The organism is Pseudomonas sp. LD120 (assembly GCF_009861525.1).
Classification (GTDB): domain Bacteria; phylum Pseudomonadota; class Gammaproteobacteria; order Pseudomonadales; family Pseudomonadaceae; genus Aquipseudomonas.
Genome location: NZ_WVHL01000005.1, coordinates 2,500,824 through 2,524,912 on the forward strand (window position 1 = coordinate 2,500,824; position 24,089 = coordinate 2,524,912).

At 58.1% G+C, this 24,089-nt stretch carries 22 protein-coding genes, 4 tRNA genes and 1 pseudogene; 19 read left to right on the forward strand and 8 right to left on the reverse strand.

The window, feature by feature from the left end; translation table 11 throughout:
• Positions 1–140: 140 nt before the first annotated feature.
• Entirely contained in the window at positions 141–2,720 is a 2,580-nt protein-coding gene (locus tag PLD_RS25850; protein WP_159897525.1) for a FimV/HubP family polar landmark protein, read from the forward strand.
• 93 nt (positions 2,721–2,813) lie between these two features.
• On the opposite strand, the pseudogene PLD_RS30830 reads toward PLD_RS25850, so the two are convergent.
• Positions 2,814–2,965 (reverse strand): annotated as a pseudogene (locus tag PLD_RS30830) ((Fe-S)-binding protein); the annotation flags it as partial.
• Between the two features lie 307 nt (positions 2,966–3,272).
• Here PLD_RS30830 and truA point away from each other — a divergent pair.
• The 12 genes from truA (at position 3,273) to PLD_RS25910 (ending at position 12,635) form a co-directional block, all read left to right on the forward strand.
• A complete protein-coding gene (gene truA / locus PLD_RS25855) occupies positions 3,273–4,097 on the forward strand; it encodes a tRNA pseudouridine(38-40) synthase TruA (RefSeq protein WP_159898209.1) in 825 nt (274 codons plus the stop codon).
• Positions 4,098–4,160: 63 nt separating this feature from the next.
• Entirely contained in the window at positions 4,161–4,793 is a 633-nt protein-coding gene (locus PLD_RS25860) for a phosphoribosylanthranilate isomerase (protein WP_159897526.1), read from the forward strand.
• A gap of 259 nt (positions 4,794–5,052) precedes the next feature.
• Entirely contained in the window at positions 5,053–5,973 is a 921-nt protein-coding gene (accD, locus tag PLD_RS25865) for an acetyl-CoA carboxylase, carboxyltransferase subunit beta (RefSeq protein WP_159897527.1), read from the forward strand.
• Positions 5,970–7,277: a bifunctional tetrahydrofolate synthase/dihydrofolate synthase gene (gene folC, locus PLD_RS25870; RefSeq protein WP_159897528.1), complete on the forward strand. Its 1,308-nt coding sequence runs from the start codon at positions 5,970–5,972 to the stop codon at positions 7,275–7,277. The genes accD and folC overlap by 4 nt, the downstream gene beginning before the upstream one ends.
• Positions 7,261–7,899, forward strand: a complete 639-nt coding sequence (locus PLD_RS25875) for an SPOR domain-containing protein (protein ID WP_159897529.1) — start codon at positions 7,261–7,263, stop codon at positions 7,897–7,899. Before folC ends, PLD_RS25875 begins: the two co-directional genes overlap by 17 nt.
• A 98-nt stretch (positions 7,900–7,997) precedes the next feature.
• Positions 7,998–8,555 carry a CvpA family protein gene (locus tag PLD_RS25880; protein WP_159897530.1) on the forward strand — a complete coding sequence of 186 codons (558 nt, stop codon included), beginning with the start codon at positions 7,998–8,000 and terminating at the stop codon, positions 8,553–8,555.
• A 41-nt stretch (positions 8,556–8,596) separates the two neighbouring features.
• Positions 8,597–10,102: an amidophosphoribosyltransferase gene (gene purF, locus PLD_RS25885; protein WP_159897531.1), complete on the forward strand. Its 1,506-nt coding sequence runs from the start codon at positions 8,597–8,599 to the stop codon at positions 10,100–10,102.
• Positions 10,103–10,138: 36 nt separating this feature from the next.
• On the forward strand, positions 10,139–11,350 hold the full coding sequence (locus PLD_RS25890) for an O-succinylhomoserine sulfhydrylase (protein ID WP_159897532.1): 1,212 nt from the start codon (positions 10,139–10,141) through the stop codon (positions 11,348–11,350).
• A 5-nt stretch (positions 11,351–11,355) separates the two neighbouring features.
• Entirely contained in the window at positions 11,356–12,123 is a 768-nt protein-coding gene (locus PLD_RS25895; protein ID WP_371929104.1) for an SDR family oxidoreductase, read from the forward strand.
• Between the two features lie 124 nt (positions 12,124–12,247).
• A tRNA-Val gene (locus tag PLD_RS25900) sits at positions 12,248–12,323 on the forward strand.
• Between the two features lie 59 nt (positions 12,324–12,382).
• Positions 12,383–12,459, forward strand: a tRNA-Asp gene (locus PLD_RS25905).
• Positions 12,460–12,558: 99 nt separating this feature from the next.
• Positions 12,559–12,635, forward strand: a tRNA-Asp gene (locus tag PLD_RS25910).
• Positions 12,636–12,839: 204 nt separating this feature from the next.
• Here PLD_RS25910 and PLD_RS25915 read toward each other — a convergent pair.
• A complete protein-coding gene (locus PLD_RS25915; protein ID WP_159897533.1) occupies positions 12,840–14,123 on the reverse strand; it encodes an FAD-binding oxidoreductase in 1,284 nt (427 codons plus the stop codon).
• Between the two features lie 187 nt (positions 14,124–14,310).
• Here PLD_RS25915 and PLD_RS25920 point away from each other — a divergent pair.
• Positions 14,311–14,387 (forward strand) — tRNA-Val (locus PLD_RS25920).
• 678 nt (positions 14,388–15,065) lie between these two features.
• On the opposite strand, the gene prfH is transcribed toward PLD_RS25920, so the two are convergent.
• Both prfH and PLD_RS25930 read right to left on the reverse strand, forming a co-directional pair.
• Positions 15,066–15,683, reverse strand: a complete 618-nt coding sequence (gene prfH, locus PLD_RS25925) for a peptide chain release factor H (RefSeq protein WP_159898211.1) — start codon at positions 15,681–15,683, stop codon at positions 15,066–15,068.
• On the reverse strand, positions 15,683–16,816 hold the full coding sequence (locus PLD_RS25930; protein WP_159897534.1) for an RNA ligase RtcB family protein: 1,134 nt from the start codon (positions 16,814–16,816) through the stop codon (positions 15,683–15,685). The genes prfH and PLD_RS25930 overlap by 1 nt, the downstream gene beginning before the upstream one ends.
• Before the next feature lie 315 nt (positions 16,817–17,131).
• Between PLD_RS25930 and PLD_RS25935 the strand changes: the two genes are divergently transcribed.
• The 4 genes from PLD_RS25935 (at position 17,132) to PLD_RS25950 (ending at position 20,587) form a co-directional block, all read left to right on the forward strand.
• Complete coding sequence (locus PLD_RS25935) at positions 17,132–17,482, forward strand: hypothetical protein (protein WP_159897535.1); 351 nt, start codon at positions 17,132–17,134, stop codon at positions 17,480–17,482.
• A 341-nt stretch (positions 17,483–17,823) separates the two neighbouring features.
• The gene (locus PLD_RS25940; protein ID WP_159897536.1) at positions 17,824–18,453 is read left to right on the forward strand and encodes a lytic polysaccharide monooxygenase auxiliary activity family 9 protein; all 630 of its coding nucleotides are present in this window, start codon (positions 17,824–17,826) and stop codon (positions 18,451–18,453) included.
• A gap of 45 nt (positions 18,454–18,498) precedes the next feature.
• Positions 18,499–19,965, forward strand: coding sequence for a carbohydrate-binding protein (locus PLD_RS25945; protein ID WP_159897537.1), 1,467 nt, complete (start codon positions 18,499–18,501; stop codon positions 19,963–19,965).
• A 181-nt stretch (positions 19,966–20,146) separates the two neighbouring features.
• Positions 20,147–20,587 carry a VOC family protein gene (locus tag PLD_RS25950; protein WP_159897538.1) on the forward strand — a complete coding sequence of 147 codons (441 nt, stop codon included), beginning with the start codon at positions 20,147–20,149 and terminating at the stop codon, positions 20,585–20,587.
• 229 nt (positions 20,588–20,816) lie between these two features.
• Here the strand turns inward: PLD_RS25950 and csrA are convergent, their stop codons facing one another.
• Positions 20,817–21,011 (reverse strand): carbon storage regulator CsrA, encoded by a 195-nt coding sequence (gene csrA / locus PLD_RS25955; protein ID WP_007920550.1) that lies wholly within the window; start codon positions 21,009–21,011, stop codon positions 20,817–20,819.
• A 264-nt stretch (positions 21,012–21,275) separates the two neighbouring features.
• Between csrA and PLD_RS25960 the strand changes: the two genes are divergently transcribed.
• Positions 21,276–21,632 carry an SPOR domain-containing protein gene (locus tag PLD_RS25960; protein WP_159898212.1) on the forward strand — a complete coding sequence of 119 codons (357 nt, stop codon included), beginning with the start codon at positions 21,276–21,278 and terminating at the stop codon, positions 21,630–21,632.
• A gap of 51 nt (positions 21,633–21,683) precedes the next feature.
• Here PLD_RS25960 and PLD_RS25965 read toward each other — a convergent pair whose 3' ends face one another.
• The 3 genes from PLD_RS25965 to PLD_RS25975 all read right to left on the reverse strand — a co-directional run bounded on the left by PLD_RS25965 (position 21,684) and on the right by PLD_RS25975 (position 23,934).
• Positions 21,684–22,373 (reverse strand): endonuclease, encoded by a 690-nt coding sequence (locus PLD_RS25965; protein WP_159897539.1) that lies wholly within the window; start codon positions 22,371–22,373, stop codon positions 21,684–21,686.
• Between the two features lie 4 nt (positions 22,374–22,377).
• On the reverse strand, positions 22,378–22,647 hold the full coding sequence (locus tag PLD_RS25970; protein ID WP_159897540.1) for a DUF1654 domain-containing protein: 270 nt from the start codon (positions 22,645–22,647) through the stop codon (positions 22,378–22,380).
• A gap of 198 nt (positions 22,648–22,845) precedes the next feature.
• Positions 22,846–23,934, reverse strand: coding sequence for an asparaginase (locus PLD_RS25975; RefSeq protein ID WP_159897541.1), 1,089 nt, complete (start codon positions 23,932–23,934; stop codon positions 22,846–22,848).
• Positions 23,935–24,089: the final 155 nt, after the last annotated feature.

Genomic DNA, 24,089 nt, shown 5'->3' on the forward strand with positions numbered 1-24,089 from the left:
GTGAGTAGCCGTTAGGTGCTCCCGGGGCATGCAAGAATTAATCGCGCGTCGTGGTCATACATGATCCCGCGCATTGCCTTACGGCAGTCGCTACAAAACCTTCTCGCTGGCCGAGGAAAGTTCAAACAAAGGATGAGGCTATGGTTCAAGTTCGCAAACTGGTGTTAGCAATAGCGGCCGCCTCGGCGCTGTCCTCCGGTATGGCGCAGGCGCTTGGGCTCGGGGAGCTGACCCTGAAGTCGAGTCTGAACCAGCCTCTGGTGGCAGAAATCGAACTGCTTGATGTCAAGGACCTTACTGCTGCCGAATTGGTGCCCAGCCTGGCCTCGGCGCAAGAGTTCGCCAAGGCCGGCGTCGAGCGCCAAGCCTTTCTCAACGATTTGAGTTTTACGCCCGTTCTCAATCCCGGCGGCAAGAGTGTGCTGCGAGTGACCTCGAGTCGGCCACTCTCGGAGCCGATGGTTAAGTTTCTGGTTCAGGTGATGTGGCCCAATGGCCGCTTGCTGCGCGATTACAGTGTGCTGCTGGACCCTTCGAAATTCTCTGCGCAGGCTGCCGCTGCCGCTCAGGCCGCTCCGGTGAGTGCGCCTGCGGTCAATGCTCCGGTCACTCGCGCCACTAAGATCAGCAAGCCTGCGCAGTACACCACCCTGGCCCGTGACACGCTTTGGGAGATTGCTGCGAAGAACCGTAACGGGGCGTCGATCCAGCAGACCATGTTGGCCATCCAGGCGTTGAATCCGGATGCGTTCATCGATGGCAACATCAACCGTATGAAAACCGGCAAGGTCCTGCGTCTGCCTGACGTGGTGCAGAGCACTGCGCTGTCGCAGCCCAAGGCGATTGCCGAAGTTGCCGCGCAGAATGCTGCCTGGCGTCAGGGCCGACGTGCGGGTGCGCGTGGCCAGCAGCAGGTGGACGCGACCCGTCGTGCAGCTCTCGACAAGGCGCCAAAGCAAACTACCGGCAAAGACAATCTGAGTCTGGTCTCTGCAGAGAGTGGCAAGGCTCGTGGCAAGGGTGCTGCGGGTGACAGCCAGGCGCTGAGCAACAAACTGGCAGTGACTCAGGAAAGCCTGGACGCGACCCGTCGTGATAATGCCGAGCTGAAAGAGCGCATGGCTGATTTGCAAAGTCAGCTCGATAAGTTGCAGCGCCTGATCGAATTGAAAAACGACCAGTTGGCCAAATTGCAGGCTGAAGGTGCAGCGGCGCCTGCTGCCCAGACCGCGCCAGTGATCTCGGCGGACTTGGTGGCCAAGCCTGATGCGCCGGTTGCCGCTCCGACTGCTGAATCGGCTGCCAGTCAGGCACCTGAAGTGGTGCCTGCTGAAGAAGACAAGTACGGCGATCTGCTGACCAATCCGATTCTGCTGGGATTGGTCGGCGGTGGCTCGGTATTGGTGTTACTGCTGTTGCTGCTGTTGCTGGCCCGTCGCCGCAAGGCTCAGCAAGAGGCGGAAAAGCACCTGCGCATGGCTCGAGCGTTATCCGAGGAAACCGATTTCGCTGAGGAGATGGACCTGCCCGAGGGCAGCTTCGAGGGGCTTGAGGTTCCGCCGCCCAGCGTCAAGCTGGCTCTAGCTCCAGCTCCAGCTCCAGCTCCGGTTATGGCGCCACCTGCGGCCCCTGTTGAGCGGGCTAGCGATGTATTGGGGCAGGCGCAGAACCACATTGATGGTGGCCGCCTGAATCAGGCTGCCGCGATTCTTGAAGAGGCCGTCAGGCTGGAGCCCCAGCGCAGCGATCTGCGATTGAAGTTGATGGAGGTTTACGCGCTTCAGGGGGATCGCAGCGCGTTCGTTGCTGAGGAGCGCCAGTTGGTAGCCAATGGCGACAACCATGCCCAGGTCGAGCAACTGAAAAGCCGTTTTCCGGCAATGGTCGCTGTAGCGGCTTCAGCGGGGCTGGCTGCGGCGGCAGCGGCTGCTGAGCTCGATGCTCAGTACGTCAAGGAACTGCTGGATGAGCCGCAGCCCCTTGAGCCTGTGACGCCTGTGGAAGGTTTGGATGCGGACTTCGATTTGAGTCTGGATGATTTGGAGTCTGCCTCGCCGGCGATGCCAGCCTCTGAGCCAGCCTCTGAGCCTGAGCCTGAGCCTGAGCCTGAGCCTGAACCTGAGCTGGAAGATTTTCCTTCGGACGATGATCTCAGTTTCGGCTCAGTGTTGGAGCAGCAGATTGCGCCCCAGGAAAGTCTCGATGACCTCGCAGATTTCGATCTTGATCTGGGGGCTGATCTACCGGCGGCAACCCAGAGTGATGACGACTTCCTGTTGAGTCTTGACGATGACCTCAAGGATCTTCCTGCAGGTGATGTGCCCACCGTTACCGATGCAGCCTTGGATGATCTGGATCTGTCCGCGGACTTCGATTTGTCCCTTGCTGACGAGGCGAGTGCCGCCGAAGAGCCTAAGGATGCCTTCGCTTCTGAGCTGGATGATGTCAACGCCGAGCTCGACCGCCTGGCCCAGGGCCTGGATCAGCCGGATCTGGCGGCTCCTAGCTTCACTGCTGAAGATGCGACTGCGATGCCTGAAGATGCTGACTTTGATTTTCTCTCCGGCAGCGATGAGGTGGCCACCAAGCTTGATCTGGCCCAGGCGTATATCGATATGGGCGACAACGACGGTGCTCGAGACATTCTGGGTGAGGTGTTGAGCGAAGGTAACGATGGCCAGAAGAGCGAGGCTCAGGAGATGTTGGCGCGTCTGGCGTGAGGTTATGCACTGTTTGAGCAAAGCGGCAGCCGATGAGGCTGCCGTTTTTGTTTGGGCCGGTTCTGGCCGTGCTCGGATTTGGCAGGTCTTCGTAAAGGCGTCGAAGGAGTGGGTAGGGTGGGCGATATGGATTTCCAGAATCCACAAGCCAATCTGAGGGGCGTCGGCGAAGTCTCCCCAGTCGCCCGTCCGCTAGATAGCGTGGGAAAGTCACTGACTCGATGTCCCTTGATCTCCAGGTTCAATGGCCGTTGACACAGTGGCCTCCTACTTCATGCGTTTGACGTGGAGCCTAGTGTCCAGGTTGTAAGCCAAGCCTGCGGCTTCTTTGTTGGTGAGGGTCATTGATTGCTTATCGAGCGTTTTTTATGCATCGCTCTATTAGTTTTTATATGGCGCATGTCGGGTTGATGCCATTTCCTGGCGTGGAATCAATCGGCAACTAAAGCTCGTGGTGCATGGCGTCTGCTCCTGGCGGCCTTATAATGAACGCCTTTGCGCATATCAGCAGGCTGTAATTTCTTGGCAAATATAGATAACGCGGCCGCCGAAATGGCGGCTGCAGGCTTTTCTCGAATCGCTCTGGGTGTTGAATACAAGGGGTCGCGCTATCACGGATGGCAGCGTCAGGCGTCCGGTGTTCCCAGTGTTCAGGAAACCTTGGAGAAGGCCCTGTCCAGGGTTGCCGACTCCCCGATAACGCTGTCCTGTGCGGGGCGTACCGATGCCGGCGTGCATGCCTGTGGTCAGGTGGTGCATTTTGATACCCGGGCGGTGCGCTCGATGAAGGCTTGGGTCATGGGGGCTAATATCAATTTGCCTCATGACATCAGCGTCAGCTGGGCTCAGGAGATGCCGGCGCACTTTCACGCGCGTTTCAAGGCGGTTGCTCGTCGCTATCGTTATGTGATCTATAACGATCAGATCCGTCCAGCCCACCTCAATGAAGAAATCACCTGGAATCACCGGCCACTGGATATCGAACGGATGGCGCAGGCTGCGGCGTTCCTGGTGGGGGTTCATGACTTCAGCGCGTTCCGGGCCGGCCAGTGTCAAGCCAAATCGCCGATCAAGGAAATTCACCATCTGCGCGTTACCCAGCACGGCAAAATGATCGTGCTGGATATTCGCGCTAGCGCCTTCCTTCATCACATGGTGCGCAATATCGCCGGGGTATTGATGACCATCGGCGCTGGCGAGCGGCCTGTGGAATGGGCTCGAGAGGTGCTCGAAAGCCGCGCTCGCCGTGCAGGCGGGGTCACGGCTCATCCCTTTGGCTTGTATCTGGTGCAGGTTGAATACAAGGATGAATTTCAGCTGCCGCAGCGATACATCGGGCCGCATTTCCTCAGTGGATTCTCGGAACTTGACGGCTGACGCCCGGAAAACCATTTGCTACCATCCGGGACTTTCCGGATTTACCCCTAAGGATCAAACGACATGCCAGCTGTTCGCAGCAAAATTTGTGGGATTACCCGCATAGAAGATGCGCTGGCTGCTGTGGAGGCGGGGGCTGACGCCATCGGTTTGGTGTTTTATGCCAAAAGCCCGCGAGTGGTGAATGTGCAGCAAGCGCGGGCGATCATCGCGGCCTTGCCGCCGTTTGTGACCACCGTTGGCTTGTTCGTCAATGCCAGTCGCTGCGAGTTGGGGGAAATTCTCGATGCGGTGCCGCTGGATCTCTTGCAGTTCCACGGCGATGAGTCGGCAGCCGACTGCGAGGGGTACCACCGTCCCTATATCAAGGCGTTGCGGGTCAAGGCCGGGGATGACATTGCGGCGGCCTGCCTGGCTTATCCGCGAGCTAGCGGAATTCTGCTGGATACCTATGTCGAAGGCGTGCCGGGTGGAACCGGTGAGGCTTTTGATTGGTCACTGGTTCCTCCGGGTTTGAGCAAGCCGATTATTCTTGCGGGTGGTCTTTCGGTAGACAACGTTGCTCGGGCCGTTGCTCAGGTTCGTCCTTACGCGGTGGATGTCAGCGGTGGCGTGGAGCAGAGCAAGGGCATCAAGGATCGTTCAAAGATTCAGGCGTTTATGCAGGCGGTGCGTCGCAGCAGTGAGTCGATGTGACGGCTGGCAGTCTGCCGCCGTCCATAACACCACTGTACAAAACAGGCAGGCGTCGTCTTCAGACGGTGTCGGACTCGAATGGCAGCCGCTCTATTGCGGGTTGTCGGGATGGCTGAGGAAAGGTTCGTTGCAGGCAGGTCGAGCCGCGCGCTGACCGCGGTAGCGAATTGATCATCGCCGCACACATGAATTTAGCTCAAGGGCATACACGGGGCTGCGAACCAGAGTGTTCGGGCCACCGGTACTGGAGAAAGAAAGCATGAGCAACTGGTTAGTAGACAAACTGATCCCTTCGATCATGCGTTCCGAGGTGAAGAAAAGCTCGGTGCCTGAAGGTCTTTGGCATAAATGCCCATCCTGCGAGGCGGTGCTCTATCGTCCAGAGCTGGAGAAGACCCTGGATGTTTGCCCCAAGTGCAACCATCACATGCGGATCGGTGCGCGTGCTCGTATCGATATCTTCCTTGACGCTGATGGTCGTGCCGAATTGGGTGCAGACCTGGAGCCGGTCGACCGTCTGAAGTTCCGGGACGGCAAGAAGTACAAGGATCGCCTGACCGCGGCGCAGAAGCAGACGGGCGAGAAGGACGCGCTGGTTTCCGTGAGTGGTACTTTGCTGGGGATGCCGGTGGTGGTGTCGGCCTTCGAGTTCTCCTTCATGGGAGGGTCCATGGGGGCCATCGTTGGTGAGCGCTTTGTGCGTGCGGCCAACTACGCCTTGGAAAATCGCTGCCCGATGATCTGCTTTTCCGCCTCCGGTGGTGCGCGGATGCAGGAAGCGCTGATTTCCCTGATGCAGATGGCCAAGACCTCCGCTGTGCTGGCGCGTCTGCGCGAAGAGGGCATTCCTTTTGTCTCCGTGCTGACCGACCCTGTCTACGGCGGTGTTTCCGCGAGTCTGGCGATGCTGGGTGACGTGATCGTCGCTGAGCCTAAGGCCCTGGTGGGCTTTGCGGGGCCGCGCGTGATCGAGCAGACCGTACGTGAGAAGCTGCCTGAAGGCTTCCAGCGCAGCGAGTTCCTGCTTGAGCACGGAGCGATTGACATGATCATCTCACGCGAAGAGCTGCGTCCGCGTCTGGGCAATCTGTTGGCCCAGTTGATGGGGCTGCCGACGCCCGAGTTCGTGGCAGTACCGGTCGAGCCGATCGAAGTTCCGCCGGCTCCTGTAAACCTATGACCCCGCGCACCCTGGGCGATTGGCTCGCCTACCTTGAGCAGTTGCACCCTAGCGCCATTGATATGGGGCTGGAGCGCTCGCAACAGGTAGTGTCCCGCATGGGGTTGGGCAAGCCGGCGCCTCGGGTGATCACCGTCACCGGCACCAATGGCAAGGGTTCGACCTGCGCTTTTGTCGCCTCCTTGCTGCGGGCTCAGGGGTTGCAGGTGGGTGTCTACAGCTCGCCACACCTGCTGCGTTACAACGAGCGGGTTCAGGTCGATGGTGTTGAGGCTACGGATCAGCAGTTGTGTGACGCCTTTGCGGCGGTGGAGGCGGGGCGCGGCGAAATTTCCCTGACGTATTTCGAGATGGGCACGCTGGCGGCGTTCTGGCTGTTTCAGCGTGCGGCGCTGGATGCCGTGGTCCTGGAAGTGGGCTTGGGCGGGCGTCTGGATGCGGTCAATCTGGTTGATGCCGATCTGGCGTTGGTGACCAGCATTGGTGTCGATCATGTCGAGTATCTGGGGGATTCGCGCGAGTCCGTGGCCTTCGAGAAGGCCGGAATTTTCCGTCCTGGTGCCCCCGCGCTGTGTGGTGACCTGAATCCGCCGCAGTCCTTGTTGGATAAGGTGCTTGAGCTGGATTGTCCGTTTTTTCTTCGGGGCCGGGATTTTGACCTGGGGTTCACTGGGCGGCATTGGCAGTGGCGTGGTTTGGATGCCCAGGGAGATCAGGTCGAGTTGCGTGATCTGCCGTTGCTTGATTTACCCATGGAAAACGCGGCCTTGGCCTTGCAGGCTTATCTGCTGAGTGGGTTGCCCTGGCAGCCTGAAGTGATCCGTACCGCCTTGCAGCAGACGCGAGTAACGGGGCGCTTGGATCGTCGGCAGATCGATTGGCAGGGTAAGCGTCTGAATCTGTTGCTGGATGTCGGCCACAACCCTCATGCGGCGCAGTATCTGGCTGAGCGTCTAGGGCGTGATCCAATTGCGGGCAAGCGCTTGGCGGTGTTTGGCTTGCTGGCCGACAAGGATCTGTCCGGTGTGATTGAGTGTCTGTGCTCTTCTGTCTGGCATTGGGCGGTGGCGCCGTTGGATTCGCCTCGCACGCGTCCGGTTGAAGCGCTTCAGGCGGAGCTGCAAGGCCTTGGCGCTCGGGTGACGTCATACGCCAGTGTGGCTGCGGCGCTGGAAGCGCAATGTGCGCAGGCTGCCGATGACGACGAAATTTTGTTGTTCGGATCTTTTTATTGTGTTGCCGAGGCGCTTGAGTGGCTCGCCCGGCGCTCCACGGAGGAAGCTGCACATGGCAATGCTGGATAACGTCTATAAGCAGCGAATGGTTGGAGCACTGGTGTTGGTGGCGTTGGCGGTGATCTTTCTGCCGATGCTGTTCTCGCGAGAGGACGAGCAGCGCCATGTGGTGGTCGAGGTGCCGGCCGTGCCTCAGGTCTCGGTCATGCCTCGGGTTCAGGTTGAGCCAGTGGTGGTGCCTGAGCCGCAGGTTTTGCCTGAGGGTGCGGTGCCCGCTGATGAGTCGCCGGTTCCACAGGTCGCGCCTTCGATGCCGAGTGCGCCAGCGGATGCGCCTGCCGTGATGAGCAAGCCGGCGCCCGCGCCGAAACCTGCGCCGACTCCAGCGCCCGCACAGCCGGTGGTCGCGGCCAAGCCCGATACCAGTCAGAGCCGCGTGGACGCTAATGGGCTTTCCATCAGCTGGTCGGTGCAGTTGGCCAGTCTGTCGACTCGCGAGGCCGCCGAAAAACTGCAGAAAACCCTGCGTAGCCAGGGGTATAACGCTTATATCCGTTCAGTCGATGGCAAGAATCGGGTGTTTGTCGGGCCGTTGATCGAACGCGCCGAGGCTGACCGCCTGCGTGATCTGTTGGGGCGTCAGCAGAACCTCAAGGGGTTCGTGGTGCGCTTCCAGCCCGAGCGTGGCTGAGGCTACCTGGCTGATTTTAAAAGCACAGTGAATCGCAGCTTACCGACAGCCAAGCGCTCTGTTAAAATGCGCCGCCTTATCCGTCTGTAGGCTGCACTGTGCCATTTACCTGGGTCGATTGGGCGATTGTTGCAATAATCGCTATCTCCGCTTTGATCAGTTTGAGCCGCGGTTTCGTTAAAGAAGCCCTGTCGTTGCTTACCTGGATCATCGCAGGAGTCGTCGCCTGGATGTTTGGTGGCGCGCTGTCCGAGTACCTCGGCGGTTATATTGAAACTCCCTCGGCTCGCGTGATCGCGGGCTGCGCAATCATGTTTGTCGCCACCTTGTTGGTGGGCGCAATGGTCAACTATCTCATCGGCGAATTGATCCGCGTCACCGGCCTGTCCGGTACCGATCGATTTCTCGGCATGGTCTTCGGCGCGGCGCGCGGCGCGCTGCTGGTGGTCGTGGCGGTCGGGCTCTTGAGTCTGGGGCCGGTACAGCAAGATTCCTGGTGGCAGCAGTCACAACTGGTGCCACAATTTCTATTGGTTGCAGACTGGTCCAAGAACCTCATTCTGGGGTGGAGCAGTCAGTGGCTGGCCAGCGGTATCAGCGTACCCGCTGAAATACCGTTCAAGGAGCACCTCTTACCGGCCAAAACGCCTCAGTAAGACGGGTTCAGTTCAGTTTCATTAAGTAGGGGTTGCGTCGCATGTGTGGCATCGTCGGTATCGTCGGTAAGTCGAACGTCAATCAGGCGCTGTATGACGCGCTAACCGTCCTCCAGCACCGCGGCCAGGACGCTGCCGGTATCGTGACCAGCCATGATGGCCGGTTATTCCTGCGCAAGGACAATGGTCTGGTTCGTGATGTGTTCCAGCAACGGCACATGCAGCGCCTGGTGGGGCATATGGGCATTGGTCATGTGCGCTATCCGACCGCGGGTAGTTCGACTTCGGCAGAAGCTCAGCCGTTCTACGTCAACTCGCCGTATGGCATCACCTTGGCGCACAACGGCAACTTGACCAATGTTGAGCAGTTGGCCAAGGAGATCTACGAGTCCGATCTGCGTCACGTCAACACTAATTCCGATTCCGAAGTGCTGCTCAACGTGTTCGCTCACGAGCTGGCCCAGCGCGGCAAGCTGCAGCCTACCGAGGAAGATGTGTTTGCTGCGGTAACTGATGTGCACAACCGTTGCGTCGGTGGTTACGCGGTGGTGGCCATGATCACCGGTTATGGCATTGTCGGTTTCCGTGATCCCCACGGCATCCGTCCAATCGTTTTCGGTCAGCGTCATACCGACGAAGGCGTGGAGTACATGATCGCTTCGGAAAGCGTCTCCCTGGATGTATTGGGCTTTACCCTGATTCGCGATCTGGCGCCGGGCGAAGCGGTCTACATCACTGAAGAGGGCAAGCTCTACACCCGTCAGTGCGCGACCAATCCGCAGCTCACTCCGTGCATCTTCGAGCACGTCTACCTGGCCCGTCCTGACTCGATCATCGACGGTGTCTCGGTGTACAAGGCGCGGCTGCGCATGGGCGAGAAGCTGGCCGAGAAGATCCTGCGCGAGCGTCCGCAGCACGATATCGACGTGGTGATTCCGATTCCCGACACCAGCCGTACCGCCGCGCTGGAGCTGGCCAACCACCTGGGGGTCAAGTTCCGCGAAGGTTTCGTCAAGAACCGCTACATCGGCCGTACCTTCATCATGCCGGGCCAGGCAGCACGGAAAAAATCCGTGCGCCAGAAGCTCAATGCCATCGAACTGGAGTTCCGCGGCAAGAACGTGATGTTGGTGGATGACTCCATCGTTCGCGGTACCACCTGCAAGCAGATCATCCAGATGGCCCGTGAAGCCGGCGCGAAGAATGTCTACTTCTGCTCGGCGGCTCCGGCAGTTCGTTACCCGAACGTCTACGGCATCGACATGCCAAGTGCCCACGAGTTGATTGCGCACAATCGTTCGACTCAGGACGTGGCTGATCTGATCGGCGCCGACTGGTTGATCTACCAGGATCTGCCGGACCTGATCGAGGCGGTCGGTGGCGGCAAGATCAAGATCGAGAACTTCGACTGTGCGGTGTTTGATGGTAAATACGTCACCGGTGACGTTGACGAGGCTTATCTGGATAAAATCGAGAACGCCCGTAACGATGCCTCCAAGGCCAAGACTCAGGCGGTCAGCGCAATCATCGATCTGTACAACAACTGATCCAGAGTATTTAAGAAGACATTAGGAGTAGGCAGCATGAGTCAGGATTGGGATGCCGGTCGGCTGGACAGCGACCTTGAAGGCGTAGCGTTCGATACCCTGGCGGTGCGCGCCGGTCAGCACCGCTCGCCGGAAGGCGAGCACGGTGATCCGATGTTCTTCACCTCCAGCTATGTGTTCCGTACGGCCGCCGACGCGGCCGCACGGTTTGCTGGCGAGGTGCCGGGCAACGTCTATTCGCGTTACACCAACCCCACGGTGCGTTCGTTCGAAGAGCGGATTGCGGCGCTGGAAGGTGCCGAGCAGGCGGTGGCGACGGCTACTGGTATGGCAGCCATTCTCTCGGTGGTCATGAGTCTGTGCAGTGCCGGTGATCATGTACTGGTGTCGCGCAGCGTATTTGGCTCAACTATCAGCTTGTTTGAAAAGTACTTTAAGCGCTTCGGCGTAGCGGTCGATTACGTCCCCCTGGCAGATCTTTCCGGTTGGGACGCCGCGATCAAAAGCAACACCAAGCTGCTGTTTGTCGAGTCGCCCTCCAACCCTTTGGCGGAGTTGGTGGATATCGCCGCGCTAGCGGAGGTGGCTCACGCCAAGGGCGCAATGCTGGTGGTCGACAACTGTTTCTGTACTCCCGCGTTGCAGCAGCCGTTGAAGCTGGGTGCCGACGTAGTGGTGCATTCGGCAACCAAGTTTATCGACGGCCAGGGCCGTTGCATGGGGGGGGTCGTAGCAGGGCGCGGCGAGCAGATGAAAGAAGTGGTGGGGTTTCTGCGTACCGCAGGGCCAACCTTGAGTCCGTTCAATGCCTGGATCTTCCTCAAGGGCCTGGAAACCCTGAGTCTGCGTATGCGCGCCCATTGCTCCAATGCGCTGGCCTTGGCTGAGTGGCTGGAGCAGCAGGACGGTATAGAGAAGGTTCATTACGCCGGCCTCGCCAGTCACCCGCAGCATGAGCTGGCCAGGCGTCAGCAGCGTGGCTTTGGTGCCGTGGTGAGCTTTGAGGTCAGGGGGGGCAAAGAGGGGGCTTGGCGCTTTATCGATGCCACCCGCCTGATCTCGATTACTGCGAACCTGGGTGACAGCAAAACGACGATCACCCATCCGAGCACCACCTCTCATGGGCGTCTGGCGCCTCAGGAGCGCGAGGCTGCGGGGATTCGCGACAGCCTGATCCGGATTGCGGTCGGACTGGAGGATGTAGCTGATCTGCAAGCCGACCTGGCTCGCGGATTGGCGGCCTTGTGATTGAAGTGTCCGCGTCCCACGGCAGTGGTAGCGGTCGTGTCGCGCTGGTTACCGGCGCGGCGCGGGGGATTGGCTTGGGTATCGCGGCTTGGCTGGTCAGCGAAGGCTGGCAAGTGGTGCTCACCGACCTGGATCGGGAGCGTGGCTCCAAGGTGGCCAAGGTGCTGGGTGAGAGCGCCTGGTTTATCACCATGGACGTGGCGGATGAGGAGCAGGTTGCTCAAGGTGTTGCTGAAGTGCTGGGTCAGTTCGGGCGATTGGATGCGCTGGTCTGTAACGCGGCTGTTGCCGATCCGCACAACATCACTCTGGAAAGTCTGGACCTGGCTTACTGGAATCGGGTGCTGGCGGTAAATCTGGGTGGTCCGATGCTATTGGCTAAGCATTGCGCACCTTATTTGCGCGCTCATGGCGGCGCCATCGTCAACCTTGCGTCTACCCGTGCTCGTCAATCCGAACCCGATAGTGAGGCTTATGCGGCGAGCAAGGGCGGTCTGCTGGCCCTGACTCACGCCTTGGCGATCAGCTTGGGGCCGGAAGTTCGGGTCAATGCGGTGAGTCCTGGCTGGATCGATGCTCGTGACCCTGCGGTGCGCCGCGCTGAGCCCTTGTCTGGCGCCGATCATGCCCAGCATCCAGCAGGCAGGGTAGGGACGGTTGAGGACGTGGCTGCAATGGTGGCCTGGCTGCTGTCGCGCAACTCAGGGTTCGTGACCGGGCAGGAGTTTGTGGTGGACGGCGGTATGACCAAGAAGATGATTTATCAGGAGTGATGCCGGGCTGGCTTTTGCCGGCGACTGAACGGTTGCCGCTCGCAGTTGTTTTTGAAAAAAATCCAACCCCGCTATTGACTTAGCTTCGTTACCTGCGTAAATTTCGCGGCCTCAACGAAGCAAAGGGTGATTAGCTCAGCCGGGAGAGCATCTGCCTTACAAGCAGAGGGTCGGCGGTTCGATCCCGTCATCACCCACCACTTCTCGAGTGTCTTTCGAAAGAAAGGCGGAAGCTTCCATGGAAGCCTCCAACCGACGCGCAGCGGTAGTTCAGTCGGTTAGAATACCGGCCTGTCACGCCGGGGGTCGCGGGTTCGAGTCCCGTCCGCTGCGCCATATTTTCCAGTTCAGGTTCGCCTGTGCTGAGATTGAAAGCCTAGAAGCTATCGATCAGAGGTTTTAAACGGTTTACATGGACGAAAGTCCAAGCGATACGCAGCGGTAGTTCAGTCGGTTAGAATACCGGCCTGTCACGCCGGGGGTCGCGGGTTCGAGTCCCGTCCGCTGCGCCATATCAGTTTCAAGGACCACTGAACGCCTTGAAGCAACGAAGAAAGCCAACGGCTTGATTCGCATAGATAGCAAAGGCCCTGGTCGAAAGACCGGGGTTTTTTGTTTTCAAATCTTCGATGGTTGCTGCGTCTTTTTTGAGTGCTGATGCTCGATAAAAAAACCGCCTGATTTGGCGGTTTTTTGTGGGTGCGAAAAGTGCTTTATCAGAAGCCTAGCTTGTCCCGCAGGCTGTAGTACCAGGCGCCTAGGGCGGTGAATGGAGTGCGCAGCAATTGGCCGCCGGGGAAGGGGTAGTGGGGCAGGTCGGCGAACGCGTCAAAGCGCTCTGCCTGGCCTCGAAGGGCTTCTGCCAAAACCTTTCCTGCCAGGTGGGTGTAGGTTACGCCGTGGCCGCTGCAGCCTTGTGAGTAGTAGATGTTGTCGCCCAGGCGCCCTACTTGCGGCAGGCGTGACAAGGTCAGCAGGAAGTTGCCGGTCCAGGCGTAGTCGATCTTCACATCCTTGAGTTGTGGAAAGGCCTTGAGCATCTTCGGGCGGATGATGGCTTCGATGTTGGCGGGATCACGAGCGCCATACACTACGCCGCCGCCGAAAATCAGGCGTTTATCGCCCGAGAGGCGGTAATAGTCCAGCAAGTAGTTGCAGTCTTCGACGCAGTAGTCCTGGGGGAGCAGGCTGGCTGCCAGCTCATCGCCCAAGGGTTCGGTAGTGATCACCTGGGTGCCGCACGGCATGGATTTGGCTGACAGCTCCGGAATCAGGTTGCCCAGGTAGGCGTTGCCGGCGACGATGATGAACTTGGCGCGGACTTTACCCTGCGGGGTATGTACTACGGGGTTGACGCCACGCTCGATGCGTACCGCTGGGGATTGTTCGTAAATGGTCCCGCCCAGGGATTCCACGGCAGCCGCTTCACCCAGGGCCAGGTTCAGCGGGTGGATGTGGCCGCCACTCATATCGAGCATGCCGCCCTTGTACTGGTCGCAGGCCACGACTTCACGAATCCGCCGCTCGTCCAGTAACTCCAGCTGAGTGTGGCCGTAGCGCTCCCACAGACGCTTCTGCGACTCCAGGTGACCCATTTGCTTCCTGGTCAGTGCGGCAAACACGCCCCCGTCTTTCAGATCGCACTGGATCTGATACTTGGCGACGCGCTCGCGGATGATGCGGCCGCCCTCGAATGCCATCTGGCCCAGCAGTTGTGCTTGCTTGGGGCCGACACTGCGTTCGATTACATCGATGTCGCGACTGTAGCTGTTGACGATCTGTCCGCCATTGCGTCCGGATGCACCGAAGCCGACTTTGGCGGCCTCGAGCACGGTCACCCGGAAGCCGTTTTCCAGAAGAAACAGGGCGCTGGACAGGCCGGTGTAACCTGCGCCTATCACGCAGACGTCGGTTTCAACCTCATCTTGCAATTGTGGGCGTTCCGGGGCCGCATTGGCGGAAGCAGCGTAATAAGACTGTGGGTAGGGAATGTTCGCCATCCTGCGACCTCATGTGTTTAATATATTTTACGAGTGCGTCGATGCTACCTGAGTTGAAAATCCGCTACCAGACAGGAAGAAAAACTTCTTCGTGGCCGCGAAATTAAAAAATTCGCATATTCATAGGCTTAGCTGCAAAAAAGGTGTTGACACCCCTCCGGAATTCCGTAGAATGCCGCCTCACAGCAGGCACGTAGCTCAGTTGGTTAGAGCACCACCTTGACATGGTGGGGGTCGTTGGTTCGAGTCCAATCGCGCCTACCAAACAAAATCCGCTCTGCTGGGCGGTCTAAAAGGGGTTCACCGAGAGGTGAGCCCCTTTTTGCTTTTGGCCGTTTTCAACGGCTTTTGCAAAACCCCACTCAAAACGCTCGAGGGTTACTCACTTCCAGGCACTTGATTCTTTTCTTGCCGCGCCCTTGCTGATAGTGCTTCTTTATCTACTCATCCACGTGTCCCATAAGCGCCAGAATGTATGCCTGGGGGTGTTTCTGCTGCTCGTACAGGCATGCACCCACTGCGCGAATCTTATGTAAAGTGGGGCGCTGGCCGACTGGAACATGGTCGCAGGCGTTAACTGCGTCACAAGCGTTGCTGAGCGCTTTGGTCAGGTAGTTCGGGGTGACTGAGGTCCAGTGGTCGTTGGTGTCGATCTGTTCGTGCCGGCGGGCGTTGGCTTCTGGGGCTCAATGTTACTGACTCGCTAGAGCGCTGGCCGCCTAGGTTGGGCACTCAGGCCCTGTTGCGCCTTGCGGACGAAGCGGCTATTTCGCCAGGCAGCAAGGTTGCGATCGTGTCCAGATGGCTGTTCATTGAGTATGTTCAGGTGTCTGATTCATTCGCAGATCTGTGGCGTTCAGCGCGCCGTCCTTGGTGTCTCAGTGTCTCTCTCAATCCTCGCCAGGAGCCGCAGTGATGGCCGACTCCTGCTGAGGACGCTGGTCAGTTTTGAGCGATAAAGGCGCTACCGTTAAAGGTGCGCACGGGATTGCCTCGTTCAACCCGGTGGTGGGCATCGCGGCGTTGCAAACGCATTGCCTGGGCGGACTGCTCTTGCTGGGCGGCAAGTCGCTGCTGGATGAGCAAACGCGCCAGACGCTTGTTGTCGTGCTGGCTGCGCTCGGACTGCACTTTCACGCAGATGCCCGTGCTCAGGTGCGTAGCGCGTACGGCGGAGTCGGTTTTGTTCACGTGCTGTCCACCCGGCCCAGATGCTCGCATGGTCTCAAAGCGAATCTCGCCTTCCATGGCTTCCTCGGGAGCGCAGAACGGTTGGCCGGCGAAGTACCAGTTCTTGCGTTTGTGCGCTGCTCGATAAGGGCTCTTGCAAGTCCAGAGCAGGGTGCCTGTCCAGTGCCTGGCCAGTCGCTGGGCGTGCTCGCCCGCAAGGCTGACCAGTACCGATTTACAAGTGTCTGGCGCGTAGCCGGCAACCTTTTCAACGATGGTGATGCGTACGTCAAGGTTTTCTGCTTCGCCGTGGAGCCTTCGCAAGGCCAGCGCCACTGCTCGTTCACATTCGCTGGGGCCTTGGGCGGAGGATAGCTGTAACAGCAGCATCAGCAGCACCCCCTGCGTTTGTAGGTGAGCACCGGTTTGAGTCGGGCGATGATGTTCACCAGGCCCGCCTCTCGCAGACTGCCAACGACGCTGTCGATGCTCTTGTAGGCTTCAGGCGCCTCTTCGTACATCAGTCCGCGATCTTCGCAGATGACTCGGCTGCCAAGCTCGGTGCGTTTGAGCTGGTCGAAGCTGAAGCGCTTCACCAATCGATCCTTGCAGTCGCTGCGTAGCCATTTGCGTCCTGCGCCGTGGGCCAATGAGTACAGGCTGCTGGTTTCGGGAATGGGCTGGATCAGGTAGCTGTAGTCGCCCCGGGAGCCGGGTATGACCACTGGGCCCTGATCTGAAGGTGTGGCGCCCTTGCGATGCAGCCAGCCAGAGATGCCGTTGACCTGCGCCGCAGACACCAGGTTGTGATTGATGTCCAGCGCACAATGCCCCTTGGCTCGCAGATTGTGCAGCAGGCGTTCGGCAATCAAGCGCCGGTTGGCTTCGGCAAAGCGCAAGGCTTCGTCGTGTTGCTTTAGGTATCGGGCTCCGGCGGCGCTGCTCATGTCTAGACCGCGGTGTCCGTGCTGATCCACATGGTTGCGCAAAATGGCCTCTCCCAGCCCGCGAGAGCCGCTGTGCACCAGCAGCAGAAGGGCCTTTGGGTCGAGTTTCAGAGCCTGCATGGCCTCGGGGTCATGCACGTGATCAAGTTGTTGCAGCTCGGCGAAGTGGTTGCCGCCGCCAATGGTTCCCAGTGAGTGTTCGTGACCGCTGACGGGCAATTGCAGCTGTGCCAGCTCTTCGCTCCAGTGCTCATCCAGCGGCAGGTCGATGTTGCCGATTTTCTTTTCCAGCTTGTCGAGGTTCAGGCGGCGGCTGGAAAGGTCGGTTTGCCACAGCGCCATGCCGCAGCCGATGTCGTTGCCCACCAGGGCCGGATAGGCGACCTCGATGGAGAAAAACGCCGCACCCACCGGATAGCCCCGGCCGGGGTGCAGGTCTGGCATGCCGACGACTTGGTGCATGCCGGGCAGTTGGGCGGTGGTGTGCAGTTGCTGGAGCGCTTTGTCTTCGATCCAAGTGGTGTCAGAGGCGATCAGCGAGACGCCGCTCGACAAATGACGGATGCAAGTGTCCATGTCCAATTCCTGATTGGAGAAAAAAGAGTCAGGTACTGGCAGGACGAGGCGGGGTTAAGCGAAAGCGCTAACAGATAGCGGATACAGCGTTTAAACCAGGCACGTCCTGCAAGGGGTGATCAGTTGTTGCATGGTGGATCTCCTTGGCAAAAGTATGGGAAGGGGCGCGAAGGTTAATCCGTTGTCCTGCGGATGACAATGGGGCACTTGAAATGCGTGCCTTTTGAAGGTGCAGAGGATGGTTTTTCTTGGGTCTGGACGCCCTTTTTTTGCCGTCTGAGCGATACTCTCGCGTTTTAAGGACAAGGTGACAGCATGCGGATAGTGATGGCGGTAATGGTTGCGGTGTTGTTGGCAGGTTGTGCCAGTTCAGCAATGGACGATGCTCGGACGAGGGCGCCCAACAAGACCCTGACCTCGGCGAAGGCCGATCAGTTAGTGGCGCAGTGCGTGCAGTTCGCCTGGCAGGACGAAGCGGTCTTCGGCGTGGACGCTGCGGCCTATCTACAGCCTGGTCAGGCTGGTGGTTACACGGTGTACACCCGCTCTGCCGAGGTTTTTGCCGACATCAAGGCTGAGGCATCCGGAACCACTGTTCACTACTACGCGATCAAGGACGGCTACGTCTCGAAGCGGCGTCTGGCGGCGTTGGCAACTTGCCTGTAGGGCGAGGATTGCTTGCTGCGCAGGCTTAGTTTCTTTAAAGCGAAAACCCGGCATGGCCGGGTTTTGTTGTTTCTGGTTGGCGTTTTTTCGTTGTTAGTTGCGCGAGTTGATGTTTACGGTCTGGGAAAAAGCCGGGTTGGGTGTAGAAAACTGTGTAGTACATTGGCTCTTGAGGTTGTCAGTCCAAATAAGAAAGTCCAGTGATTAATAGGCTTGGCGCTGATTTTGGTAGATTGTTCTGAATGGTTAGTTCATGAGTGGTGTGAAACTTTCGGGAAAAATGCGCTAGGTTTAGAGTGCTCGATAAAGAGCGGGAAATATTAATCAATGGAGTGAAAGATATGAATAAGCCACAAGCTCAACTTAAACATGGTCGTGTCGTGTCGCCATCCAGTCGCGGAGCGGTGGCCGTGGAGCTGGGACTGCTGGGAACTTGGCAGGTCAATGAAATGGAGGGCGGGAAAAACTTCCCGGCCCTGGCCGCCGGCCCTTTCCCGAAACCTTACGACAGCGACGTGGCAAGCGTTACTCCGCCCGCGGACGGTCATATCCTCAGTGGTGGCAAGGTTGATGAGCGTGACTGCATCAACTTCACTGATGAGGAAATGTCCCAAAAAATCAATCGGTCCTTCAGTTGGCCATTGTTGAATGTGGACCCGGGGCAGGTGTTCCAAGTGCAGTGGGAATACACCGCGCCCCACGTCACCCGGGGTTACAACTGGTTCATTACAAAAGATGGCTGGGACCCGAAGCAGCGGATCAGTCGGGCACAACTTGAACCTCAAGCTTTTTATCAGGATTTTTATACTGAAGTTCCATTCGATAAGTTTGGTTCGGTACTGAAGGCCAAGACTCATCATGAAGTTACGTTGCCTATAAATAAAAAAGGCCATCATGTTGTGGTTTTGGCGTGGGTTGTGGCCAATACCGGCAATGCGTTCTATCAGGCTTTTGATCTGGAGTTCAAGTAAGTCTTTTCTCTACCACAGCCTTTAACAGTTCTGAAGGATTAGGACGTGAATAAAATCGATTTTGCATTAGTCAAAAATCAATCCGCCGATGCCGCATCCTTGATGCCGAGCATTGCCGGTAAAAAAATTCTCATGGGCTTCTGGCATAACTGGGCGGCAGGTCCCAGCGATGGTTATCAGCAGGGGCAGTTCGCCAACTTGAACCTGTTGGACGTACCCAAGGAATACAACGTGGTTGCGGTGGCTTTCATGAAGGGCAGCGGGATTCCAACCTTCAAACCCTACCAGCTCTCGGACGCCGAGTTCCGGCGTCAGGTCGGTGTGCTCAACAGTCAGGGGCGAGCGGTGTTGATCTCGCTGGGCGGCGCCGACGCGCATATCGAGTTGTACAAGGGTAACGAGCAGCCACTGGCCAACGAAATCATCCGTTTGGTGGAAACCTATGGGTTTGATGGTTTGGATATCGACCTGGAGCAGAGTGCCATCGACTTTGCCGACAACAAGAGCGTGTTGCCGGCGGCATTGAGGCTGGTGAAAGACCACTACGCCGGTCAAGGCAAGCACTTCATCATCAGCATGGCGCCGGAGTTTCCGTACCTGACCAGCAACGGTAAGTACGTGGCTTATTTGCAGGCTCTGGAGGGCTACTACGATTTCGTGGCGCCGCAGTATTACAACCAGGGGGGTGACGGGCTTTGGGTCCAGGAGGCTAATGGCGGGCAGGGCGCCTGGATCGCTCAGAACAATGATGAGATGAAAGAAGATTTCCTGTTCTACCTGACCGACAGTTTGGCCTCGGGGACGCGTGGCTACACCCGTATTGCGGCGGACAAGTTGGTGATGGGGTTGCCTAGTAACGTCGATGCCGCGGCCACTGGCTATGTCATTGATCCGACAGCGCTGGGTAATGCCTTTGCGCGTTTGCAGAGCGCCGGGCATGCCGTCAAGGGGTTGATGACCTGGTCGGTGAACTGGGATGCCGGGGTCAACCGCCAAGGTGTGCACTACAACTGGGAGTTCAGTAAGCGCTACGCGTCGTTGATCCATGGTGATAGCGGTGAGCCTGAGCGTCCTGGGGCTCCGGGCAGCCTATTGGTGTTGGAGACCACTCGCAGCAGCGTCCGTTTGAGCTGGAGTGCTTCAACTGGCGTACGTCCAGTGGAGTTCTATACGTTATACCGAGATGGCGACGCAGTGGGGCAGACTGCGTCCCTGGCCCTGGAGGACAAAGGCCTGAGCGCGGATACCCAGTACAGTTATTTCGTCACGGCTACAGATACGCAAGGGCGCGAATCGTTACCCGGTCGCAGTGTGGGTGTCAGGACCGCTGGCGGTGTTGTGGATCCGAGTTTTCCCGAGTGGCGCGCCGACCAACGTTATCGCCGAGAAGATGGCGTGAGCTACGAAGGCAATCGTTACCTTTGTCTACAAGAGCACACGGCAAACCCGAGCTGGACGCCTTCAGCAGCGTTCACGCTTTGGAGCAAGGTGTTGCTGGAGCGACATGGATAATGCGGGTAGGTCATTGATGAAATGAATGACCGGGCGGTCTGCGCGGCTGTTGCTGATCCGCGCGGATCGCCTTTTTTGCAGCATCGCTTGTCGGTTGTAATCATTGGTAAGCGGGGGGCTGCATTGGTGAAGTAGTTGCGCGTAGTCTCGCCATTCGATCATTCAGCAATGGACGCCTTCGATGTTTCAAATGAATAACCTGGTTCCGGAGATGCTGGTCACGGATCTTGATCGCAGCCTGAACTTCTATCGGGATACATTGGGGTTCAAAGTGGAGTATCAGCGTCCGGAACACCGCTTTGCCTTTCTCTCCTTCAATGGCAGCCAACTAATGCTGGAGCAGGATGACCAGCAGGACTCAGCCTGGCGTGTCGGTCCCTTGCAGGCGCCTTTTGGTCGCGGCATGAACCTGTCAATCGAATGCCCAGATATCCATCAGTTGGCGGGCGCCCTGGAGCAGGCCGCTATTGCGCTGCGCAGGAAGATCGAGGAGTGCTGGTACCGGCACGATGGGATGTTGCACGGTGAGTTGAATTTGCTGGTGCTTGATCCAGACGGTTACCTGTTGCGGTTCACTCAAGACCTCGGGCTCAAGCCGGTCGCGCCGACGGGCAACGCCTGATCGCTGAGTTCGGGCGCGGCGCCTGCGTTATCAGGGCGCCACGTACCGGAATTAGCGGCCAGGGTCGCCACCAGAATGGGGGGCGGCGATGGTCAGTGGATAACTGGACTGGAGTCTGCTGTTGCCACGATTTGTTCATGACATGTGGCTGTTCGTTAGGAAACGTTCAAGACAAACAAGGGGCCCGCGCGCCAGCCGTTGCGCATGGGCAAAGGCGTGGTAGGGGGGGTCAAGGGGTTTCGCGTTTGTCTGGGGCGGTCAGTCCTGCCTGAATGCGTTGATAGATTTCTTCGCGGTGGACCGCGACGTCTTTTGGCGCGTTGATACCGATGCGGACTTGTTGGCCGCTCACGCCGAGAATGGTGATCGTAATGTCGTCACCGATATTTATGCTTTCACCGACTTTGCGGGTGAGTATCAGCATGTTCTTCTCCTTGATAGCTTTGTAGGGCACCAAATTCAAACAGTGCAGAGGTCGGTCTTAGGTATAGATTAGTGCGAAGTTCCACTGAGTGGGTGCCTCTTTCTGACGCGCAGGCGATCTATTAATTCCCAAGGCGCAACTATACAGAGGCAATAAATATCATTCTTCCTGTTTCGGCCCGATTTTGTTGCGCAGCCTCTCGGATCTTGAGTGTTAAAATCGGCGACTCAGACTTTCGAGGGGTAGGTTGTGCGCACAGTAGCGATGATGATGGCGGTGTTGGCGTTGGCCGGTTGTGGCGAAGGCAAGCGGGCTGAGGCGAATAAGAGCGTTTCCGGCGCGGAACAGGTTCAGCCGGTCCAGACTCCGACTGCGCCGCAGTGGGATGTGCTGGTGGGCAGTCAGTTGCCCCAGGCGGTGAGTGACCTTACCGGCTGGCTGATCGAGCACGGGGTCATTTCCAATGTCGTTACCGTGGAGGGCAAGCCGCGTGTTCTGGTGGGGCCTTTTGCTACTCAGGCCGAAGCAGAGGCGAAGCAAGCTGAAGTGATCGAGAAACTGACCAAGGCGAAAAAACGCAATATTGATGTCACGGTCATCGAGCACCAGAGCGCGCAGTAGGCTTGTTCTTGCAACACTGAAATTCGCCCGTGCCCAGCGGGCGGTTCTCGATCAGCCGCATGCCTTGAGGTTGACTGGGCCTACAAACTCGTTACCGCGGCCCATCACGCAAGCCACGCTCTGATTGCGCTGGCGCTCCCAGCCCTGTACCGGGTAAGTCTTGTTCCAGGCTTCAAAGAGCTGCCGATCCTGCTTTGACAGGCGCAGGCCGTACTGTTTGCTCATGTAGAAGTAGGTGCGGGCGATCATGCCGCGAATCGAGGGGCGGGGCATGACCTTCTTTGCCTTGAAGTCCACTTGGGTCAGGCACGAACCGTATTGGCCCGGTTGTTTGGGCAGCCAGCCGAAACTGAAGTTGCTGCGGTCGCCATTCACTTCGCCAATGCTTGGCACCAGATTGTGCAGGTCGGCCTCGGCGCGTTGATAGACCGCATCGTGGCGGGTGCAATTCTTACGGCCGCCCTGTTGCCAGCATTGACGCTGGTGGCCGATCTGCCACGCCGGCACTATGTGTTCCCACTCGATGCGTTGGGCTCGTTTGGCGTTTTTGCGCGGGACGTAGCCACATGCGGCCAGGTTTATGCGGTTGCCTTTGTACTTGCAGCCGCAATAGAACTCCGTGGATTGAGGCGCATATAGTTTCCAGGCGACTTTCTTGGCCTCACTGAAAGTACGGGGTGCATCTGCTTGGGCGGTGAAGGCGACGAAAAGCAGGAGCAGGACAAAACAACGAACACTCATCGGCTCAATCTTCCTTTGGTACAACCCAGAAAATCTGCACACCGCCGTCGTCGCGGTAGGCGAGGGTGACGTTGTCGTTTTCGGCGATCTCCTCCAGCAGGCGTTCCCACTCGTGCTGTGGTTCGTCGGCCAGGCGAAAGATCAGGGCGGCCTTGGTTTTTTGAGCTGTAGGGGCGTTGATGATTTTCTGGATGCGCATACCCAGGCGTTCGTAGGAACTGAGGGGCGTTTGGGTCGTGGCCACGGAACAATCCTTAATAAGCTGTACGGGCATACAGTATTTAACTGTAGGGCATTTCGCAACTGCTTAAAATTCAAGAAGTTCCTCTGACAACGCTTTACGCATTTGTCTCGCAAAGTGTGGAGATATTTTTACGTGGGGGAAGGGGACTGGCGCTGGAGACAGAACCACTCGCCCGGACCGGCGAGTGGTTGCAAAGGTGCTCGACCGGGGCCGGTCGAGCGGCAGCTATCAATATTCCCAGAACATGCGTTGCAGCTCTTTGCTGTCTTGGGTCTTGGTCAGGGCGACCATGGCCAGGATGCGGGCTTTTTGCGGGTTCAGGTCATGAGCCACGACCCAGTCGTACTTGTCGTCTGGCTGCTCAGCGTTACGCAGCACGAAGCCACCGGCATTGACGTGGGAGGAGCGGATGATCTGCACGCCATTTTTACGCAGCTCCTGCAGGGCAGGCACCACGCGCGAGGACACCGAGCCGTTACCGGTACCTGCATGGATGATGGCTTTGGCGCCAGCTTTAGCCAGGGCTTTGTAAGCAGTGTCGCTGACGTTGCCGTAGCCGTAGGCGATTTCTACGTCAGGCAGGCTCTTGATGTTCTTGATGTCAAATTCCGAATCCATGGTGTGGCGCTTGGCCGGTAGGCGGAACCAGTAGGATTTGCCTTCCACCACCATGCCCAGCGGGCCCCATGGGCTCTTGAAGGCTTCGGTCTTGATGTTGATCATTTTGCTGACATCGCGGCCAGACTGGATTTCGTCGTTCATAGTGACCAGCACGCCTTTACCGCGAGCGTTCTTGCTACCGGCCACAGCCACGGCGTTGTACAGATTGAGCATGCCATCAGCGGACATGGCGGTACCTGGGCGCATGGAACCAACCACGACAATCGGCTTGTCGGTCTTTTCCACCAGGTTGAGGAAGTAGGCAGTCTCTTCCAGAGTGTCGGTGCCGTGGGTGATAACGATACCGTCGACATCTTTGCTGTCGGCCAGTTCGGCTACGCGGCGACCCAGTTGCAGCAGGTTTTCGTTGGTGATGCTTTCCGAGGCGATCTGCATGACCTGCTCGCCACGGACGTTGGCCAGTTGGCTGAGCTCGGGGATACCGGCGATCAGTTGCTCGATACCAACCTTGGCTGCTTGATAAGTGGCGCTATTGGCGGCGCTGGCGCCGGCGCCGGCAATGGTGCCGCCGGTGGCGAGCACTACAACATTGGCGAGTTTTTGCTGGGTTTGAACTTCTTTGGCTTGCAAGGCCGTCGGCAGGAGCAGGAGCAGGGCCAAAGCGCCCGGAACGAAGGTTTTGAAGGCAGATTTCATTATTTTCTCTCTAGTAGTGAGACGGTGCTGATGCAGGTTCATCTAGAAACACCCTGGCCGCAGATCTGTATGCGGCGAGGCAGTGAGGGTTGAGCAGGATCTGTACCAGCGCTACCTTGGCCCGATAAGTATTTTAAGTTGCTGATTTATATCAA

Excerpts from the sequence above, each read along its gene's own strand:
- PLD_RS25950 (WP_159897538.1), top strand. The coding sequence starts at position 20,147 with ATGTTTCAAATGAATAACCTGGTTCCGGAGATGCTGGTCACGGATCTT.
- purF (WP_159897531.1), top strand. The coding sequence starts at position 8,597 with ATGTGTGGCATCGTCGGTATCGTCGGTAAGTCGAACGTCAATCAGGCG.
- accD (WP_159897527.1), top strand. The coding sequence starts at position 5,053 with ATGAGCAACTGGTTAGTAGACAAACTGATCCCTTCGATCATGCGTTCC.
- PLD_RS25960 (WP_159898212.1), top strand. The coding sequence starts at position 21,276 with ATGATGATGGCGGTGTTGGCGTTGGCCGGTTGTGGCGAAGGCAAGCGG.
- prfH (WP_159898211.1), bottom strand. The coding sequence starts at position 15,683 with ATGCTGCTGTTACAGCTATCCTCCGCCCAAGGCCCCAGCGAATGTGAA.
- PLD_RS25965 (WP_159897539.1), bottom strand. The coding sequence starts at position 22,373 with ATGAGTGTTCGTTGTTTTGTCCTGCTCCTGCTTTTCGTCGCCTTCACC.
- PLD_RS25915 (WP_159897533.1), bottom strand. The coding sequence starts at position 14,123 with ATGGCGAACATTCCCTACCCACAGTCTTATTACGCTGCTTCCGCCAAT.
- PLD_RS25890 (WP_159897532.1), top strand. The coding sequence starts at position 10,139 with ATGAGTCAGGATTGGGATGCCGGTCGGCTGGACAGCGACCTTGAAGGC.
- truA (WP_159898209.1), top strand. The coding sequence starts at position 3,273 with ATGGCGGCTGCAGGCTTTTCTCGAATCGCTCTGGGTGTTGAATACAAG.
- PLD_RS25860 (WP_159897526.1), top strand. The coding sequence starts at position 4,161 with ATGCCAGCTGTTCGCAGCAAAATTTGTGGGATTACCCGCATAGAAGAT.
- csrA (WP_007920550.1), bottom strand. The coding sequence starts at position 21,011 with ATGCTGATACTCACCCGCAAAGTCGGTGAAAGCATAAATATCGGTGAC.
- PLD_RS25875 (WP_159897529.1), top strand. The coding sequence starts at position 7,261 with ATGGCAATGCTGGATAACGTCTATAAGCAGCGAATGGTTGGAGCACTG.
- PLD_RS25850 (WP_159897525.1), top strand. The coding sequence starts at position 141 with ATGGTTCAAGTTCGCAAACTGGTGTTAGCAATAGCGGCCGCCTCGGCG.
- PLD_RS25940 (WP_159897536.1), top strand. The coding sequence starts at position 17,824 with ATGAATAAGCCACAAGCTCAACTTAAACATGGTCGTGTCGTGTCGCCA.
- PLD_RS25930 (WP_159897534.1), bottom strand. The coding sequence starts at position 16,816 with ATGGACACTTGCATCCGTCATTTGTCGAGCGGCGTCTCGCTGATCGCC.
- PLD_RS25935 (WP_159897535.1), top strand. The coding sequence starts at position 17,132 with ATGCGGATAGTGATGGCGGTAATGGTTGCGGTGTTGTTGGCAGGTTGT.
- PLD_RS25975 (WP_159897541.1), bottom strand. The coding sequence starts at position 23,934 with ATGAAATCTGCCTTCAAAACCTTCGTTCCGGGCGCTTTGGCCCTGCTC.
- PLD_RS25970 (WP_159897540.1), bottom strand. The coding sequence starts at position 22,647 with ATGCCCGTACAGCTTATTAAGGATTGTTCCGTGGCCACGACCCAAACG.
- folC (WP_159897528.1), top strand. The coding sequence starts at position 5,970 with ATGACCCCGCGCACCCTGGGCGATTGGCTCGCCTACCTTGAGCAGTTG.